Raw genomic sequence first — 18,050 nt, forward strand, 5'->3', positions numbered from 1 at the left:
TTCTTGATATAAGTCATTAAATTAAATGGAAGAAAATGAAGCTACTCAAGTTATCTGCCTTGCTTGCACCTATGTTGCAACTGAGTAATATCGCCTATGCAAGTGATACAAAAGACATCCTTCTTTATACCCCTTGGATCGAAGAGCCCGGAACCAGAATTATGGTCGACAAGCTTAAGGAGGTGTCATGGGATAATCACTGGAACGTCAATCTTGTCTCGGACCCTGTTGAACTTGGTGAAAGTCTTTATGCTAAGTCCAAACCATCGGCCATTGTCGTTAACGCAGACCCAAGCTCAATCGAAGAATATTTAATGATAGCGAAAGAGCAAGGCGTTCCTGTCGTCGGTATGGACTCTGCTCAATCAAGGTATTTTGTCGCTAACATTACCAGTGACAATACCGCTATGGCACGTGAAACGGCGGCCTACCTAGCGAAAGATATGAACTTTCAAGGAGAGGTAGTGATGGTGAGTTATCGAGCCTACCCACCTGTTTACGAGCGCGAATTAGCGGCAAAGCAAGAGTTTGAAAACCATCATCAAATTCGAGTACACAGCACTATAGAGCCAGATGTTGCTAAATCTGATTACCAAGCTTTTAAACAAAAACTGGCAAAAGTTCTAACCGCTGATAGTGAAGGAAAAATCCGAGGAGTTTGGTCGGCGTGGGACAGACCGGCATTGGTTGCTGCCAAGGCGATAGACGAACTAGGCTACTCTGGCCGCATCAAAGTGGTGGGAATAGACGGAACAGCCCCTGCATTGGAAGCGCTACAATCGTCTAACTCGTTTATTGCAACATCTTCTCAAGACCTAGAAGGTATTGCTCAGCAAGTGGCTCAGACTGTTTTTCAGGCAATGGATGGAGAGATTATCGAGCAACAACGTATAGAACTGCCAGCGCAGTTGCGTACTAAGTCGGATTTGCTTGAAGATCTCAGCATCTAGAGACCTTTTCAAAATGATCGATGTAAGCGCTACGCACCTATTGCGATAGCGCTTCACGTCATTCTACTTCCTCAGCAAGTTCTCCAGCGTGTGACAAACTTGATTACCACGAGTGAACGACACGTGGTGAAGGGCGGCTAAGCTTCGCGTAGCTTGGAAAATGGTTTCAAACTCGACTTGTTTTCCACTGTCGAAATCTTCTTTCATGCTGAAATAGGCATCCTTGTAGCTGGGAGAATCCAGCAAAGAGATCAGCTCAGAAATAGTGAGCTTGGGATGCGGAATAGACAACGCATCAAACAGTGCCAAGAACTCTTGTTCAATTTCTAGCATTAATTCGCGACACTTGGCGTTATTGGCTAGGCCATACATGTCTGCATCAAAGATAAACGACGCAGCGTTAGCAGCGAAGCTGATCATAAGTTTTGGCAGCCTCGCATGGTAAGTGCTTGTTTCTCGTTTTACCTCATCAAAGGCGTGACTCAATATTGAGTCTAGATACGGGTTAGCTTGGCCTTGATGAACGGCGTAAACACAGTCCAGTAACTGATTGTGCAAAGTGACCTGATAAGGGGCGGTGGTGTAACTGGCTTTTAAATGAGTGATTGCGCTGATGATAGCGTTACTTGAATCGAGTGCTTGAGCGAGTTTTTCATCTTCCCCAATACCATTTTGGAGTAAAACGATCGTTTTGTTTGTCCAGCCTTTGGCTTGCTCGAATAGGGCTCTGTTATCGTGCGCCTTGGTTGTGATAAACACGACATCACCTGTCACCTGTTCTAACCCGTAGCTGGTGGCGTGTGCTTGACCGATTAGTGGCTCATCGGTTTCCGGATAGGTGAGTAACACCTGTTCGTCCTGCCTGATGGAACTCTTTCTATAAACCCATTGGATTTGAATATCGGGAAAAGAAGACAGTCGAGCGGCGAGAAATCCTCCAAGACTGCCTAAACCAACAATACTCACTTTCATCATTCCACACTCCTTGCTTGAATCGATAGCAGCATTCTACATTGCTTAAGAGTCTTTGCTAACCGCTTGGTTTTAATAAAGTAAGTATCAATAACCACATGAAATGATTACGTTCTTGGATGTTTTGTTCTCTTATATATTTGGCGTATTTTTCGATCAAATATTTTGGGTTGCTTTTATGAGATCTTAACTCGTTAATGAAGGCAAATTAACGTCTGATTGACAAATGTTAATAGGTGTTTCTTAAACTTGTGCGCCGCTGAATTTTAACAACACAATTAGGATACGTAATGCTAGCTCGCTATTTACTCATGGTAATCGCCTCAATAGGCTCTTTTTCTGTTTACGCTGCGGATAATGGTGATGACATTGGCCTGGGAGATATTAAAAACAGCATCGAAAAGTCTCAAGATACGATGCACTATGTTCGAACAATGGATGGCTCGGTTTATGTTCCAGAACCAAAGCAAAATCGCGATAAACCTGCACACAGCTATTTCAGTTTAGAATCTTACGACATTTATAGCAGTCAAGGTGGCAAGCGCATGGTACAAGCGATGGTGACGAACAACTCTGGTGGCGGGATCACTTTAAAGCCTAAGCAAATCAAAGCTTATTTTGGTAATGAGCACTATGTGTCACCAACGCGTATTGATCAAGATGCTAGTTTTGCACAAGGCGAGACCAAGTCGGTGACCTTGTATTTTGGTGAAACTGATGCCTCAATACTGGGTCTTTTAACCCGCGCATATTGAACTTTTCTCTGAATAAAAAAGCCTCCCGAGGGAGGCTTGAGTTAGGAAAAGAAAATGGTATTACATGGCGGCTTCGAAGATTGAAGAGATTTCTTCGTGAGTCGCCTGTTTCGGGTTAGTAAAGCCACACGCGTCTTTTAGCGCGTTATCAGCAAGTGTTGGGATGTCTTCAGATTTCGCCCCCAGTTCTTTGATACCTGCTGGAATGCCCACATCTTTCGCAAGCGCTACGATCGCATCGATTGCGGCTTCAGCGCCTTGTTCTGCCGTCATGCCCTCAACGTCAACACCCATTGCTTTAGCCACATCACGTAGGCGCTCAGGACACACTTGTGCGTTGTAGCGCTGTACATGTGGTAGAAGAATCGCATTACATACACCGTGTGGTAGATCGTAAAAGCCTCCTAATTGGTGAGCCATCGCGTGAACGTAGCCTAGAGAAGCGTTATTGAACGCCATGCCTGCCATAAATTGCGCGTAAGCCATTTGTTCGCGAGCTTCGATATCTTCACCGTTTTCGACAGCGGTGCGCAGATGAGCCTGAATAAGCTCAATAGCTTTGATGGCGACGGCGTCAGTGATTGGTGTTGCAGCGATAGAAACATACGCCTCAATAGCATGTGTTAGAGCATCCATACCTGTTGCTGCTGTCAATGAAGCGGGTTTTGCCAGCATCAGCTTTGGATCATTCACTGAAATCAGTGGAGTGGTGTGCTTGTCCACAATGGCCATCTTAATGTGACGCTCTTCGTCAGTAATGATACAGAAGCGAGTCATTTCAGACGCAGTACCGGCAGTTGTGTTGATGGCAATGAGTGGCAGCATTGGTTTTGCAGATTGATCAACACCTTCATAGTCACCGATCTTGCCACCGTTTGAAGCCACTAATGCAATACCTTTAGCGCAATCATGCGGTGAACCACCACCTAGAGAGATAACGAAATCGCAGTCATTATCTGTCAGTAAAGCCAGGCCGTCGTTTACATTGCTGATGGTTGGATTAGGCTGAGTCCCGTCAAAAACTACAGTTTGGACGTCACGTTCTGTCAGTAGATCTTGAACCTGTTTTACTACACCGATTTGGTTAAGAATCTTGTCTGTAACGATCAGACCTTTTTTGAAGCCCTGAGACTGCACGCTGTCTGCTGCGTCCTTTAAACAGCCAGCACCCATTAAGTTTACAGTAGGGATAAAAAATGCACTTGTCATCGACTTGCTCCGAATATATTTAGAATAAAAACTACAAATAGATTGGCATATCCAAGGTCGTAGCAATTTTGATCTCAAACAATTTGCCTACCCAAAAGTGGTAGGTGTGCACTGGATTTGTGAGCTTGGTCAGATGAGTATTCGGGTAGTGATAAAAATGTTAAATATTAGTGGGTTATCGCAACCGTTTGTTCAACAGGAATCGTGATTGTCGTAATATTCTTCAGCGATGGCTTTGTGTGGAAAATTAAAAAAAGCCCTCTGATTGAGCAGAGGGCTGTAGTGTTGAATGGAGAAATTAAGCAATTTCTACAAGTTTGCTTACTAGCTTTTCGATGCCACTGGCTGCCTGAGAAATATTGCCCGCTAACATATATGCAGGTGTTGAAAGCACTTTGTGTTCTTCATCGAAGACGATATCGTCCACCTCGCAAGTGATATGTTCGCCTCCCAATGCATTGAATGCAGAAGCAGTGGCGTCATCATTGCCGATTGTCCCTTTGACGCCATTGTCGTAAATCATCGGAATGATAGCTGGTGCAATGCACAGATAGCCGGCTGGCTTTCTGGCTTGGGCGAAAGCTCGACAAGCAGAAGCGACGTGAGTATTGATGCTGCATTCTGCTCCGTTGACTGCAAAATCAGTCAGGTTTTTTGCCGCACCAAACCCGCCGGGCAGGAGGATGGCGTCAAATTCTTCAGCATTGAGTTTCGCCACATCTTCAATGTTGCCCCTTGCTATACGAGCGGCTTCAGTCAAGACATTGCGTGTCTCCGCCATTTCTTCCCCAGTAATATGGTTTATCACATGAAGCTGCTCAATGTTTGGCGCGAAGCAATGCCAGCTTGCTCCTTGTTTTTCGATGGCATGTAGCGCAAGTACGGATTCATGAATTTCAGCACCATCAAATACGCCTGAGCCGCTGAGGATAACTGCAACTTTTTTCATTATTTGTTTCCTTATCGAACTGACGCCAATAGGTTAGATGAAAATATGCTACTTGGACCGGAAGTGGGTCTCATTCTTTCTCTTCCGATTCGCTGCAATCGTCAAAGTCATCACTGGGTTCAATATCTGTATCGTCTTGTTCTGGCTGAGAATAATGTTTTACCACGAAGGGGGTGAGCATCACACTGGAAGGAAAAAATCGTTTCATAAAGACCTCGGATACAACGGAACAATGAGTCGCTCGATTGTGTGCCTGTATGGTGTTCTCGCCTTTGTTTTAGGTCATGAAATCGAGTTAGAGTCGAGTAATTCACAGCTATATGAGGACAGAGTCACATCTTGATTGACTCATTGTTCAAGGTTTATGTGCTGGTGGAGTCAAATCCCAATAGGGGACATCTGACCCAAATTTCTCGGCGATAAAATCCACAAACACGCGGACTTTTAGTGGTAGGTGCTTTCTTTCTGGAAAAACAGCATAAACCGAGTGAGGAGGGAGTGTGTATGCCGTCATAATGGGTTTGAGCTTACCAGCGGCAATATCTTTTGCCACGATGAATGTGGGCAATTGACCAATCCCTAAGCCTTCCAACAGAGCTCTGCGGATTGCTTCACTGTTGTTTACGACCAGTTTACCTTTAGGCACCACACTAACTGGTCCTGTAGGGCTTTCAAAGGTCCATTCGCTACCGCCACGAAAATAGGCGTAACGTAGACAATTGTGAAGGCTCAGATCGCTGGGTTTTTCTGGCTCTCCATGTTCGTCTAAGTAAGATTGAGAGGCGCACAGAATACTACGACAAGTGGCTAGCCTTTTAGCAACTAGGTTAGAAAGTGGTAGATGACCAATGCGAATGCCTAAATCAAATCCGTCTTGAACCAAATCGACCATTTGATCTTCCAGTTGCAGGTCGATTTCTAAGTCTGGGTATAAAGCCAGAAATTCGGCAACTAAAGGAGCGACATGTAAAACACCAAATGACATTGGTGCCGTAATCTTGAGCTTACCCGTTGGCTTTCCTTGCAATTCGGTAACCGCATCAATGCCTTGTTGCGCAAGGCTAAGAGATTGAGCGACGTAATCGTAGTAGCGTTGCCCGGCTTCGGTAAGGCTTAATTTGCGAGTGGTACGATTAAGCAGGCGAATACCCAGCTCATCTTCCAGTTGGTTAATGCGCTTACTGACAGCGGATTTGGTGATATGAAGCTTCTCAGCTGCAGTGGAGAAGCTGCCACTTTCTACCACGGCGACAAAAACAGGTATCGATGAATAGGCTTGCATTGGTTGAGTAATAGTAAACAATCAGTTTCTTGATTAGTAGATTATCATCTTGAGGAAAACAATCTACACTAGCGACGAAAATTGAGGAGAGAAAAATGAAATACGATTGGATCTTATTCGATGCTGACGAAACCCTGTTCCATTTTGATGCCTTTAAAGGGATGCAGCTGATGTTCTCTCGCAAAGGGATTGAGTTTACCCAAGAAGACTATAGTCATTACCAAACAGTAAACAAACCACTTTGGGTGGATTACCAGAATGGCACCATCACTGCACATGAATTAAAGCACACCCGATTTAAAGGCTGGGCTGAGAAGCTTGAGACAACGACCTCAGAGTTGAACAGTGCCTTTCTCGAGGCAATGGCCGACATTTGTACTTTGCTACCCGGAGCAAAAGATCTCATGGAGGCTTTGCAAGGCAAAGCCAAGCTAGGGATCATTACCAATGGCTTTACTGAACTTCAGGCGATTCGATTAGAACGAACAGGAATGACAGATTACTTCGAGCATGTGATTATTTCTGAAGAAGTCGGTATTGCTAAGCCAGATGTGGGGATCTTTTCTCACGCACTAGAAAAGATGGGTAACCCTTGTAAGAGTAAAGTGTTGATGGTTGGAGATAACCCTCATTCTGACATCTTAGGTGGAATTAACTTTGGGATTGAGACGTGCTGGTTAAATACAACCCAAGAAGATGAAGTGGAAGGGATTGAACCAAACTACACGGTTGAATCACTACTTGAACTGAAGAGTATTCTACGCGCTTAATTACTGTGTGATCCATTATTCCCTGCAGTGAGTATCTATTATCAATATAGGCGGCAGATATGTGGCACGAATATGCAGGGAATAATCGTAAAGTATGATGCCAAACGTGGCTACGGTTTAATCTCTTTCAAGAGAAACTCACATCAGACAGTCTTCTTTCACGTCAGAGATATGAGTAGAGAGAACGGGCCCCCGTACATAATGGAATACGTTGAGTTTGACGTGGTTAATGACTTTAACGGGTGTATGATGGCGGTAAATATATCTCCTGTTATATTTAAGCTTGCTGGTTAATCTTTTGGTGAGTAAAGCGTAATAAAGTGCTCTAGAGACTTAGTTTTATTGGTCTCAAACTGCTGGTCTAGGATGCTCAGCTTTTTAATTCGATCCAACCTGAAATGACGATAATCGTCTCTTAGTTCGCACCATGCGACTAGCGTCCAGACTTTTCCCCAGAACATTTGTCCGAGAGGTTGCAGAGTACGCTGCGTTCTAGACTCACTTTCTGCGACGTAATCAATGTCTATCTTCAACTTTGCATCAATTGCATGCCTGAGCATTTGTCCGTGGCGAGAGGATTCTGTCTGCGTGTAAAAGTCAGGCACCAATATCGGAAAGCTCTCAACCTGCTGTTTGAGTTTGTCTGGCAAGACGGAGAGGATTTTGTTTGATGCGCTGATGGAAGCATCTGCTAGATCACTGTCTGACCAAGCTCGAACCATCCTCATTCCGAGTTCCAGTGCCATCATTTCTCGTTCTGAGAACATCAATGGTGGCAAATGCGCGCCCGCCTGTAAGATGTAACCAACGCCTGCTTCGCCCTGAATTGGAACCCCGGAATTCATGAGTGATTGAATATCCCGGTAGATAGTTCGTTCGCTCACTTCCATAGTTTGGGCTAGCTCAGAAGCTGTGACTGCATAACGTTTTGAGCGTAGCAAAGTCAGCAGCTCAAACAGTCGTTCAGATTTACTCATCTTGTTCCTTTCTCCTTACAGGAGGGCACATTATGCACCCTCCTTAAGCTAGCGTTAAGTCAATCCTACTGGTACTTAGCGGCCAGATCACTCATACGTAGAACTTGATGTTGCATGTTGACCGATTCAGAATCAATTAATGCCATTAACGGCTGACACTCTGCACAGTTTACAAACTGTTCGCCCGCCGACTTAGCGTCTTCCATTGAGTCCCAGTAAACCACATCGGTCCATGTATCGTTATCTGCATTATGGCTTAAAGAACGATATTGGAAGCCTTTTAATGTCGCAACGAATTTTTGGCTTTGATTAGCCGCTTCGATAAAGTCTTCAGATGTTGTTCCTGCCAGTAGCTTAAAGCTAACCATTTCAATAACGTTTTCCATTGTATTACTCCTTTTCTATTGGTGTTGAGTTCGAAACTGAGTTTATGGCAGGAGAGTGTCAGAACCTGTCAGTATTGATTTTTGATCTGAATATTAAGTGGAGGATGCATTATCGAGTGTTTTATTAGGCGACTTGTTGATTATGCAACTAAACTGGAACTAAAAAGTAAAACGAGAATACGTTGTGTTTGGCTAAGGAATCTTAGGCAGGGAGCCTGAGAGAGTGAGGGACCATAATGGCGATTCAAGGAACCATTAGTGAGTGGCACGATACTAAGGGCTACGGGTATATTTCGGTTGATGATCAGGAAGCACAAATCAAGTTTCATCTTTGTGACCTAGAAGCATACGGTCATCCTCCAAGAATCAGTGAGCGAGTTCAGTTTCGATTGGCGAAAGATGCCCAAGGTGGTATCCGTGCTGTCAATGTCGAAAGGCAAGTTGTGTTTAATTTCTCTTTGTCTATTGCGATTTGGTTTTTTACCACGCTAGTAGCAAGTGTGTTTCTTCTTGATTATCCACCGCTGTCGTTTGTCCTTTATATTGCGTTAAGCACGATTGCTTATATGGTTTATGCACTGGATAAACATGCACTTCACACTGGCGGGTGGCGTGTTCCTTCGTTGACTTTTCACGTTTTGAATATTGTCGGAGGCTGGCCGGGAGCTTTGCTTGCTCAATCTGTGTTGCACCATAAGTACAATGACATTGGCTATAAGAGTTTATTCTGGCTAACGCTGTTTGCCAACTTTGGCCTGTTTTGCTGGACACTCACTAAGGAAGGCACTGTGGTAATGGTTGAGTTCCTTGCTGAAATGCAACGCTTGTTGTCTTTTTAAAAACAAAAGCCAGTAGCAAAGGGCTACTGGCTTTTCTACTATGAACGAACTGCTGGGTTAAGGACGCTCACCCGCTTCCAGACGGCGTTCAATATCTTTAACCACGTCAGGTAGCTCAGAGATTGTGTCAATCAAGTAATGTGGCGCGCTCTTCATCAGTTTTACTTTCGCTTTTTCTCGAGCAGCATTTAATGTTGCTTCATCAGCTTTCTGATATTCTTCATACGTTAAACCTGCTTCATTGCCAGACAGCAGCAAACCTACCGTCCACATACCTGCATTGTGTCCTTCGTCGATGCCCGGTGCCGCGTCATCCACTTTAATGCATGCCTTTACATCCGTTACGTTCAGCTCGATGACGTTTTTTAGCGCCATATAAGGTGCAGGGCGACCGCCTTGAGGGAGGTCGTCAGTAGCAACAACATAATCAGGTTTATAACCATAGTCAGCAGCAACAGGGATTAACACATCCATGACTTCACGAGGGTAACCAGAGCAAGAACCAATCTTGATGCCTTGAGCTTTTAAATCATCGACGACTTGAATCGCGTTCAGGATGGGTTCTGCGTGGTCAGCGACTTTTGCTTTTTGCAGAGGCATAAAGGCTGCGTAAATGCGGTCAATGTCATCGCTATTCATGGAACGACCAAACTGCTCATTCCAACGTTTATCTACAGCAGGAAGGCGACCTACCGCCTGAATATGGTCCCATTTGCCAAGCCCCATTGGCTCGCGCGCTTCTGCTAAGTTGATATCAAAGTCAAAACCTTGTTTGAATGCTTCAACAAAGATGCTGGTTGGTGCGAATGAACCAAAATCTACAATGGTGCCAGCCCAGTCAAAGATGACAGCCTGAATCGGTGAGTGAGAGTGAGTCATAATTGATATCCTGTTATCAGTAGTTGTGTTCATTACATACATTGGCAATCGCTTCTTCAAAGATAGCCAGCGCTTCGGTAAGTTGTTGACGTGAAATAATTAATGGTGGGCTGAGCTGAATAACATTGCCTTGAGAAACTTTAAAGCTCAGGCCATTATTCAGACATTGATAAAGCACGGCTTCCGCTTCATCAAACGCTCTTTGTTTGGTTTGCCTATTTGTCACGAGTTCTACGCCCCAAAGTAAACCGATGCCGCGAACGTCTCCGATTACTGGGTATTTCTCTTTCATTTCCAGCAACTTTTCACGTACAAATTCGCTATCGTCTTTTACTTTTTCCAGTAAACCTTCTTGCTCTATAGCTTCCATAGTTGCGAGTGCAGCGGCGCAGCCTATTGGACTCTTCTCGTGGGTGTAATGACCCATAGAAATTTGCTCTGCAGTGTTATATTTGTCTTTGGTTACCATCGCGGCAATGGGAACCAATCCACCACCAAAACCTTTACCAATACACAATATGTCAGGTTCGATGTCATAGGCTTGATACGTGAACCATTCTCCGCTGCGCCCCATGCCGTTAGGAATGTCGTCAATAATGAGCATGACATTGTGCTTATCGCATATCTCACGAATACGTTTCCAGTAGGCTTTGCTTGGCACCTGAACATCGGTATTTCGCACAGCTTCGGCAATAAAAGCGCCAATGCCACCTTCTTTTTCAATCACATATTCCAGATAGTCGGCATAGTGAACATCGCTACCATCAGAAGAGACATTTTGGAAAGCACCGCGGTAGGATACAGCTGGCGGAATACGTTCTACTCCTGCCATTAAAGGGCCCATACCTTCACGGAAACAGGCTTCACCGCCAACAGAGATTGCGTCCAGAGAGGCACCGTGAAAAGAGTCCCACAAAGAGACCACTTTAAAGTTGCCAGTGACATGACGAGCTAACTTGAGTGCCATGCCTATTGCCGATGTGCCGCCCGGGGCGAATAAGACCCTGTTGAGCTCTCCACCACAGATCTGCGTGAGTTTTTCAGCACATTGAATCGCGGTATCGTTGGTGAAACGGCGAGGCGAAAATGGCAGATTCGCAATCTGTTCGGTGACACGCTTAATCACATGTGAATGACCGTAGCCGAGCTGGTGAACGTTGTTGCCATGAAAATCCATGTACTTTTTGCCTGTGGCATCTTGAAGATAGATTCCTTCGGCTGCTTCAAGTGCGTCCAGACACGGTGTAGACATGGCCTGATGCAGAAAGACGTCGCTATCGCGCTGTAGCAGTTCTTGCGTACGTTCGTCGTTTAGGGATGCGTTCCAAGCCTGTCGAGCAGGCGTGGTATTTACGTCTCCTTCACTGCGGAAGTGGGTTAGTTTTATCGACTGAGTCATGATTAAGCTACCGTTTGCGCTTCTTTCCAGTACATGGCGTTCTTGATTGCATCGATCAAACGCTCAATATCCTGCGGGTATACTTCGCCAATATTGCCAATTCGGAAACAATCTGCGTTAGATACCTTGCCCGGATAGATGACAAACCCTTGCTCTTTCAGGCGGTCATAAAACGCCTTAAATTGATAGTCCGGATGAGTCGGGGAGTAGAAAGAAGTAATAATTGGCGAGTGAAGATCATCGCTTAACAATGGTTCAAAGCCTAATGAACGCATGCCTGAGACTAAAGTTGTCTGGTTGGTATTATAACGAGAGTGACGTGCCTGAACCCCGCCTTCCTGTTCAAGTTCTAACAGAGCTTGGTAGAAAGCGCGTACGGTGTGCGTTGGAGACGTGAAACGCCATTTGCCATGGTTCACTTCCATACACTTCCACTGATCATACAGATCTAGGCTCAATGAACGGGCTTGTCCTTGGCATCTTTCCAGTTCGCTTTGCTTTGCTATGACAAAACCAAACCCTGGTACACCTTGAATACACTTGTTGGCAGAGCTGATCATAAAGTCGACGCCCATTTCGCCAATGTCCATCGGAATACCGCCAAAGCTAGACATCGCGTCTAGGATGACAACTTTACCGTGTTGTTTTGCCAATTGAGTAATAGCCTCAATTGGATTCAGCATGCCAGTGGTAGTTTCGCAATGAACAATGGCAACGTGAGTAATACTTGGATCCGTTGCCAATGCAGTTTCCACCTCGTTCAAGTGTGGCTGTGATGTTTCGCCTGGGGAAACTACATGGCAAGGGATATTCAGGTATTGCGCGATTTGTGCAATTCGAGCGCCGTAGGCACCGTTGTCAACAACAAGCAGTTTGCCTTCTTTTGCTATCGCACTGCCAATGGTTGCTTCAACTGACGCTGTTCCACTGCCTTGCATAAGTACACTCGTATAGCCCTGGTGTTGAGTCGCCAGCTTTGTCAATTTAATACGAATCACTTCTACGATGTCTTTGTTGTATTCATCATCCCAAGTACACCAGTCTTTTAACATAGCTTCACGGACCGTTTCTGATGTCGAAAGTGGTCCAGGAGTTAGCAGTAAGTATTCGTTTTTCATCCTAATATCCATGATTGTTGTTCTTGGTATACACCAGAATTTGAGCTCACTCTAACAGGGCAGAAAACGATGAGTAAATAGACAAAAACTCAAATTCATAAAACTTTAACATCACATTGTTGTGGGATTTTAACTTGGTCAAATTTTTGGATAGGTTTCTAAAAAGTGCCATTTTTTATTCATAGAATCGTCACAAAGCCATTTTAGGGTGTATATCGTCAACTGGTACAGACCAATCGATTTTTGCAAAGAGGATGCAATGTCAATCGGTCTCAAACAAATAGTCTTAATTGGAGAAAATGATGAAAAACCGTTTGATGAAAGGATCGCTGGCTGCGCTTGTCTCTCTGCTAGCAACGAATGCAATGGCGTCTCAGGAAGTAACGGTTTACACCGCTTTCGAAACAGACATTCTTGCAAAGTACAAGTCTGCGTTTGAGAAAGAAAACCCAGACATCAAGATCGAGTGGGTTCGCGATTCTACAGGTATTATGACTGCTAAGTTACTGGCAGAAAAAAACAACCCACGTGCAGAAGTTGTATGGGGCCTGGCAGGTTCTTCAATGGCATTATTGAAAGACCAAGGTTTGCTTAAGCCATACACGCCTAATGGTGTAGAGTCCCTACATGCGAACCTTAACGACCCGCAATCGAATCAAGCTTGGTTTGGTAATGATGCATTTTTCAACGCAGTTTGTTTCAATGAAGCGGTGGCGAAACAGTTGAACCTACCTAAACCTACGTCGTGGGAAGACCTGACAGATCCGGTTTACAAAGGTCATATTGCTATGCCAAACCCTGCGTCTTCAGGTACAGGTTACATGCAGGTTTCTGCATGGCTACAAAACATGGGTGAAGACAAAGGTTGGAACTACATGAAGGCGCTGGATAAAAACATCGCACATTATACGCACTCAGGTTCTAAGCCATGTGTACAAGCGGGTATGGGCGAAGTAGCGATTGGTATTTCTATGGCTAGTCGTGGGGCTAAGCTGAAGACTCAGGGCGCCCCTTTGGCTGTGATCACACCTAAGGGCATTGGCTGGGAGTCAGAAGCAGTAGGCTTGGTCAAAGAGTCTGAAGCAGCAAAACGTGTTGTTGATTGGTCTATTTCTAAAGCAGCGAACGAGCTGTATGTAGAAATGTATCCGGTTGTTGCTCATAAAGATGTCAAAGCGACCGTCTCTAACTTCCCTAATGTACAAGAGAACATGGCAGAGATGGACTTTGCTCAAATGGGTAGTAAGCGAGCAGGCATTCTTGCAACTTGGTCTGCGAAATTTGATGCTAAATCAGAGCCAAAATCATAAGGTCTAGATAACCTTACTGGTTTTTTACGACTGAGTATTTGAGGGAGAGCATAGGCTCTCCCTTTTGCATTTTGGCTTCATCACAGGCAAATTTGTTCAAAGGTTATTCGAGGTAGAAGAAGTCATGGACGTTAGAGAAATATCAGCAGAAGAAACGCTTGCTTTACGGCATCGGGTACTCTGGCCAGAAAAGAGTATCGATTTTTGCCGTGTAGAAGAAGATGACGTGGGTTTACATTTTGGTGCGTTTGTCGACGATGAGTTAGTCTGTGTCGCTTCTGTATTTGTCTCTGACAATGTCGCTCGATTGAGAAAGTTTGCTACCTCTCCGGAGTATCAAGGGCAGGGAATAGGTTCAAGCGTACTCAAGGCTATAATTAGTGAATTGCAAAATACTGGCGTTATCATTTTTTGGTGTGATGCTCGCGAAAGTGCATTAACGCTGTATAAAAGATTTGGTATGACAGAAGAGGGTGAGCGCTTTTACAAAGGGGATATCCCATATTATAAAATGTCTGTCGCTTGGGATTAGTCCGAGTCGGTCCTTGTGGCTAAATCATCCTGCCTTTCATGCTTTTGTCATCTTTGGTCTATAAATTTGTAATGCGTCTGAAATAAACCAGATTTAGAGTTGGTATATACCATTTGGAGAGTGTGTTATGCCAACTAACCAACCTTATCTACAGATTGAAAACGTTGTGAAGCAATTCGGGCAATTTACAGCGCTTAAAAATATCTCACTTGCCATTGAAAAAGGCGAGTTTGTTTGTTTCCTTGGGCCATCTGGCTGCGGTAAAACGACGTTACTGAGAGCCATTGCTGGGCTCGATCTTCCAACTTCAGGTACAATTTCTCAACACGGTGAAGAGACGACTTTCCTGCCGCCTGAAAAGCGCGATTTTGGCATTGTATTCCAATCGTATGCTCTGTTTCCCAATCTGACTGTGCAGGAAAACATTGCTATTGGCCTGAAGAACCAAGGCATGTCGAACCAAGAAGCACTGGAGAAAGTCGATTACTGGCTGGAGATGATTGGACTTCCTACATCTGGGCAAAAGTATCCAAATCAGTTATCTGGTGGTCAGCAGCAGCGTGTCGCACTTGCTCGTGCTTTAGCCCTTTCTCCAGGCCTACTATTACTTGATGAACCTTTATCTGCACTTGACGCCAAAGTACGTGTTCACTTGCGTGATGAGATTTGTAAACTACAACGTAAGCTGGGTATTACAACCATTATGGTGACGCATGATCAGGATGAAGCCCTGTCGATGGCAGATCGCATTGTGGTGATGAATCACGGCGTAATTGAGCAAGTTGGCACGCCACAGGAAATCTATCAACAACCAGCAACCCGATTTGTTGCTGAGTTTGTTGGTAGCATGAATTTTATTGGTGCTTCGGTGGCAACTGACAGTCAGCTACGCATTGCAGAGTCCCTCATTCAAGCCCCGGTGTTGGAAAACAGAAATCTGGTCCGTGGTGATCGTTTTGACTTAGCAATCCGTCCAGAGAATATTCGCTTTTCCGAAGAAGTAAAGGATGCGTTGCCAGTCCGTATTCGTACCTATGAATTTTTAGGGTCGTTCTGCCGATATGAGTGTGAGTTGCAGCACGACAAGCTCGCCGCTCCTATCTTTGTTGACGTTTCCGGTGAACAAGCGCAAAACATGAAGTTGCGTGTTGGTGACATTCGCTACATTCAGTTTGCCGAGCGAGGAGCCAGAGCCTACCCAGCGTTGAGCGCAAATGGCGACAAAGCGATTGCGGCTTAGGATGAATGCAATGGACAGTAATACAATGAATAGTTCGACGCTGATTGCTCTGAAGAATCATTCTACCAGCCACTTAAAACGTATCAGCCGCGATAACATCGTCTTGTTTAGCTTACTTGCGCTTCTATTTTCGTTGCTGGTGATTTTTATCGTCATGCCTCTATGGGCGATGTTGGCGAAAAGCGTGCAGGGTACGGAAGGTGAATTTGTTGGTTTAGCCAATTTTGCCAGCTATTTTTCACAGGCGAGCCTGTGGCAGTCTCTCGGGAATACATTGACGGTTGCATTGTTGGTAACCGCTATTGTTGGTGTACTGGCGTTTGGCTATGCCTACGCATTGACTCGCTCTTGTATGCCGATGAAGGGCTTGTTCCATGTGTTGGGTGCAGCGCCTATTCTTGCACCTTCGCTGTTACCTGCGATCAGCCTGATTTTTTTGTTTGGTAATCAGGGAATAGCGAAAGAAGTGCTGGGCGGTCATTCTGTGTATGGTCTAATTGGTATTTCGTTAGGTTTGATTTTCTGGACCTTCCCCCATGCGTTGATGATACTGACTACCTCGCTTCGTACGTCTGACGCGCGTTTGTATGAAGCCGCTCGCGCGTTGAAAACATCTCCACTGAAAACGTTCTTTATGGTGACTTTACCCGCAGCGAAATACGGATTGATCAGCACGCTGATCGTTGTCTTCACTTTAGTTGTGTGTGATTTTGGTGTGCCAAAAGTCATCGGTGGAAGCTATAACGTTCTTGCTACGGATATCTTTAAGCAGGTTGTCGGGCAGCAAAACTTCTCTATGGGTGCAGTGACCAGTATTCTGTTGTTGATTCCCGCTTTGTTAGCATTCGCGGCAGACCGTTGGGTGCAGAAAAAACAAAAGAGCTTGTTTGATACGCGCTCCGTACCTTATCAACCTGAACCGAACAAAGTTCGAGATGGCGCTTGCTTCCTGTATTGTTCACTGATCTCATTAGCGGTCATTACGGTATTGGGCATGGCGGTTTATGGTTCCTTGGTGACCTTCTGGCCTTGGAATAAAGCACTAACGCTGAATAACTATAACTTCGCCGAGATGAGTACTTATGGTTGGCAACCGTACTTCAACTCATTATCGCTGGCGACATGGACTGCCATTATTGGTACCGCATTGATTTTTGTCGGAGCATATTGCATCGAGAAAGGACGCGCCTTTGCTCCTGTAAGGCAGGCAATGCAAATGCTGAGTGTGGTACCCATGGCCGTGCCGGGCATGGTGTTAGGCTTGGGCTATATTTTCTACTTTAACGATGCCAATAACCCACTGAGCTTCCTCTATGGCACGATGGCCTTTCTGGTAATCAATACAGTGGTTCACTATTACACTGTCGGTCATATGACAGCCGTGACGGCGCTGAAGCAGATCCCAGCAGAAATCGAGGCAACAGCAGCTTCCGTCAAGTTGCCTCAATATAAGCTGTTCTTTAAAGTAACTTTGCCCGTCTGTGTCCCTGCGACATTGGATATCGCAGCGTATCTGTTTATTAATGCATTAACCACCACTTCTGCGGTAGTATTCATCTATTCAACTGAAACCATCCCGGCTTCTGTTTCTGTATTGAATATGGACGATGCAGGTCAGACGGGCGCTGCAGCAGCGATGGCGGTGATGATCATGATTTCAGCTGCGGTCGCAAAGCTAGTGCACATGACGCTAGGGAAATGGTTGGAAAACAGAACGCAAGCGTGGCGTAAAAGGTAAGGACAACGGGTGCAGTACGTAAAAATTAAAGATTCTATTGTCGAGCAGATTGAATCCGGTTTACTTTCACCGCGGCAAAAATTGCCAGCGGAGCGTAAACTGTCAGAATCGTTTGATACCACTCGTGTGACATTACGTGAAGCCTTGTCATTGCTGGAAGCAGAAGGTCGTATCTATCGCGAAGACCGCCGTGGTTGGTTCATTTCTCCAGAGCCTTTGAAGTATGACCCTACGCAGACGTTGAATTTTACCAATATGGCGCTGGCGCAAAACCGTTCCCCACAGACTGAACTGATTGCGGCAAAGGGCATTCTCGCCAATAAGCAGGCTGCTAGCCTTCTTGGGCTTCAACCATTCTCCGATGTGTATAAGGTGGATAGGGTGAGGTATCTGGAAGATCGCCCTGTGGTGTTTGTCACTAACTATATTCGCCCTGAGCTGTTTCCTAATCTATTGGACTTCGATTTATCTAAATCGCTCACCGATATCTATCGTGACCATTTCGGTATGGTCTATCAGAAAATTCGATATCGCATCAGTACCAGTAGTTTGCTCGGAGACACCGCTCAGGCGTTAAGAGCCACGTCTGGCACTCCAGCTATGGTCGTCGAGCGTATTAACTACAACCAGCATGGTGAGCTTATCGATTGTGATATCGAGTATTGGCGCCACGATGCAATCAGCATCGAATCTATCGCTGTACTAAACCACTAATCTCTTCTCTTAATTTGATGGGCTTCCGTTT

Annotated in this window: 19 protein-coding genes; 9 read left to right on the forward strand and 10 right to left on the reverse strand. The window is 45.2% G+C overall.

Going from position 1 to position 18,050, the window contains the following annotated elements:
- Nucleotides 1-35 precede the first annotated feature (35 nt).
- Complete coding sequence (locus VIC_RS14545; protein ID WP_006960745.1) at nt 36-950, forward strand: sugar ABC transporter substrate-binding protein; 915 nt, start codon at nt 36-38, stop codon at nt 948-950.
- A gap of 63 nt (nt 951-1,013) precedes the next feature.
- Here the strand turns inward: VIC_RS14545 and VIC_RS14550 are convergent, their stop codons facing one another.
- Entirely contained in the window at nt 1,014-1,925 is a 912-nt protein-coding gene (locus VIC_RS14550) for a ketopantoate reductase family protein (RefSeq protein WP_006960746.1), read from the reverse strand.
- 287 nt (nt 1,926-2,212) lie between these two features.
- Between VIC_RS14550 and VIC_RS14555 the strand changes: the two genes are divergently transcribed.
- On the forward strand, nt 2,213-2,677 hold the full coding sequence (locus VIC_RS14555) for a hypothetical protein (RefSeq protein WP_006960747.1): 465 nt from the start codon (nt 2,213-2,215) through the stop codon (nt 2,675-2,677).
- A gap of 60 nt (nt 2,678-2,737) precedes the next feature.
- Here the strand turns inward: VIC_RS14555 and yiaY are convergent, their stop codons facing one another.
- The 4 genes from yiaY to VIC_RS14570 all read right to left on the reverse strand — a co-directional run bounded on the left by yiaY (nt 2,738) and on the right by VIC_RS14570 (nt 6,117).
- The gene (yiaY, locus tag VIC_RS14560) at nt 2,738-3,886 is read right to left on the reverse strand and encodes an L-threonine dehydrogenase (protein WP_006960748.1); all 1,149 of its coding nucleotides are present in this window, start codon (nt 3,884-3,886) and stop codon (nt 2,738-2,740) included.
- 298 nt (nt 3,887-4,184) lie between these two features.
- Nucleotides 4,185-4,835: an isoprenoid biosynthesis glyoxalase ElbB gene (gene elbB, locus VIC_RS14565; protein WP_006960749.1), complete on the reverse strand. Its 651-nt coding sequence runs from the start codon at nt 4,833-4,835 to the stop codon at nt 4,185-4,187.
- A 70-nt stretch (nt 4,836-4,905) separates the two neighbouring features.
- Nucleotides 4,906-5,043 (reverse strand): hypothetical protein, encoded by a 138-nt coding sequence (locus tag VIC_RS26865; protein WP_006960750.1) that lies wholly within the window; start codon nt 5,041-5,043, stop codon nt 4,906-4,908.
- Nucleotides 5,044-5,190: 147 nt separating this feature from the next.
- Nucleotides 5,191-6,117 (reverse strand): LysR family transcriptional regulator, encoded by a 927-nt coding sequence (locus tag VIC_RS14570; protein WP_006960751.1) that lies wholly within the window; start codon nt 6,115-6,117, stop codon nt 5,191-5,193.
- Between the two features lie 95 nt (nt 6,118-6,212).
- Here VIC_RS14570 and yjjG point away from each other — a divergent pair, with 95 nt between their 5' ends.
- The gene (gene yjjG, locus VIC_RS14575) at nt 6,213-6,887 is read left to right on the forward strand and encodes a pyrimidine 5'-nucleotidase (protein ID WP_006960752.1); all 675 of its coding nucleotides are present in this window, start codon (nt 6,213-6,215) and stop codon (nt 6,885-6,887) included.
- 290 nt (nt 6,888-7,177) lie between these two features.
- Here yjjG and VIC_RS14585 read toward each other — a convergent pair whose 3' ends face one another.
- Both VIC_RS14585 and VIC_RS14590 read right to left on the reverse strand, forming a co-directional pair.
- Nucleotides 7,178-7,864 carry a helix-turn-helix transcriptional regulator gene (locus VIC_RS14585; protein ID WP_006960753.1) on the reverse strand — a complete coding sequence of 229 codons (687 nt, stop codon included), beginning with the start codon at nt 7,862-7,864 and terminating at the stop codon, nt 7,178-7,180.
- 65 nt (nt 7,865-7,929) lie between these two features.
- Entirely contained in the window at nt 7,930-8,250 is a 321-nt protein-coding gene (locus tag VIC_RS14590) for an antibiotic biosynthesis monooxygenase family protein (protein WP_006960754.1), read from the reverse strand.
- A 236-nt stretch (nt 8,251-8,486) separates the two neighbouring features.
- Here VIC_RS14590 and VIC_RS14595 point away from each other — a divergent pair, with 236 nt between their 5' ends.
- Nucleotides 8,487-9,089 carry a DUF1294 domain-containing protein gene (locus VIC_RS14595; RefSeq protein WP_006960755.1) on the forward strand — a complete coding sequence of 201 codons (603 nt, stop codon included), beginning with the start codon at nt 8,487-8,489 and terminating at the stop codon, nt 9,087-9,089.
- Between the two features lie 57 nt (nt 9,090-9,146).
- Here VIC_RS14595 and phnX read toward each other — a convergent pair whose 3' ends face one another.
- From phnX to phnW, 3 genes are read right to left on the reverse strand one after another with little or no spacing between them, the layout of a single operon-like run.
- Nucleotides 9,147-9,968, reverse strand: coding sequence for a phosphonoacetaldehyde hydrolase (gene phnX / locus VIC_RS14600; protein ID WP_006960756.1), 822 nt, complete (start codon nt 9,966-9,968; stop codon nt 9,147-9,149).
- A gap of 16 nt (nt 9,969-9,984) precedes the next feature.
- Nucleotides 9,985-11,367, reverse strand: a complete 1,383-nt coding sequence (locus tag VIC_RS14605; protein WP_006960757.1) for an aspartate aminotransferase family protein — start codon at nt 11,365-11,367, stop codon at nt 9,985-9,987.
- 2 nt (nt 11,368-11,369) lie between these two features.
- Nucleotides 11,370-12,485 (reverse strand): 2-aminoethylphosphonate--pyruvate transaminase, encoded by a 1,116-nt coding sequence (gene phnW, locus VIC_RS14610; protein ID WP_006960758.1) that lies wholly within the window; start codon nt 12,483-12,485, stop codon nt 11,370-11,372.
- Between the two features lie 299 nt (nt 12,486-12,784).
- Between phnW and VIC_RS14615 the strand changes: the two genes are divergently transcribed.
- The 5 genes from VIC_RS14615 to phnR all read left to right on the forward strand — a co-directional run bounded on the left by VIC_RS14615 (nt 12,785) and on the right by phnR (nt 18,019).
- On the forward strand, nt 12,785-13,795 hold the full coding sequence (locus VIC_RS14615) for a putative 2-aminoethylphosphonate ABC transporter substrate-binding protein (protein WP_006960759.1): 1,011 nt from the start codon (nt 12,785-12,787) through the stop codon (nt 13,793-13,795).
- Nucleotides 13,796-13,919: 124 nt separating this feature from the next.
- The gene (locus VIC_RS14620; RefSeq protein WP_006960760.1) at nt 13,920-14,327 is read left to right on the forward strand and encodes a GNAT family N-acetyltransferase; all 408 of its coding nucleotides are present in this window, start codon (nt 13,920-13,922) and stop codon (nt 14,325-14,327) included.
- A gap of 127 nt (nt 14,328-14,454) precedes the next feature.
- A complete protein-coding gene (locus VIC_RS14625; RefSeq protein WP_006960761.1) occupies nt 14,455-15,567 on the forward strand; it encodes a putative 2-aminoethylphosphonate ABC transporter ATP-binding protein in 1,113 nt (370 codons plus the stop codon).
- Between the two features lie 25 nt (nt 15,568-15,592).
- Nucleotides 15,593-17,305: a putative 2-aminoethylphosphonate ABC transporter permease subunit gene (locus tag VIC_RS14630; RefSeq protein ID WP_413788334.1), complete on the forward strand. Its 1,713-nt coding sequence runs from the start codon at nt 15,593-15,595 to the stop codon at nt 17,303-17,305.
- A gap of 9 nt (nt 17,306-17,314) precedes the next feature.
- Entirely contained in the window at nt 17,315-18,019 is a 705-nt protein-coding gene (gene phnR / locus VIC_RS14635; protein WP_006960763.1) for a phosphonate utilization transcriptional regulator PhnR, read from the forward strand.
- The last annotated feature ends 31 nt before the right edge of the window (nt 18,020-18,050 follow it).

The organism is Vibrio coralliilyticus ATCC BAA-450, from assembly GCF_000176135.1.
Classification (GTDB): domain Bacteria; phylum Pseudomonadota; class Gammaproteobacteria; order Enterobacterales; family Vibrionaceae; genus Vibrio; species Vibrio coralliilyticus.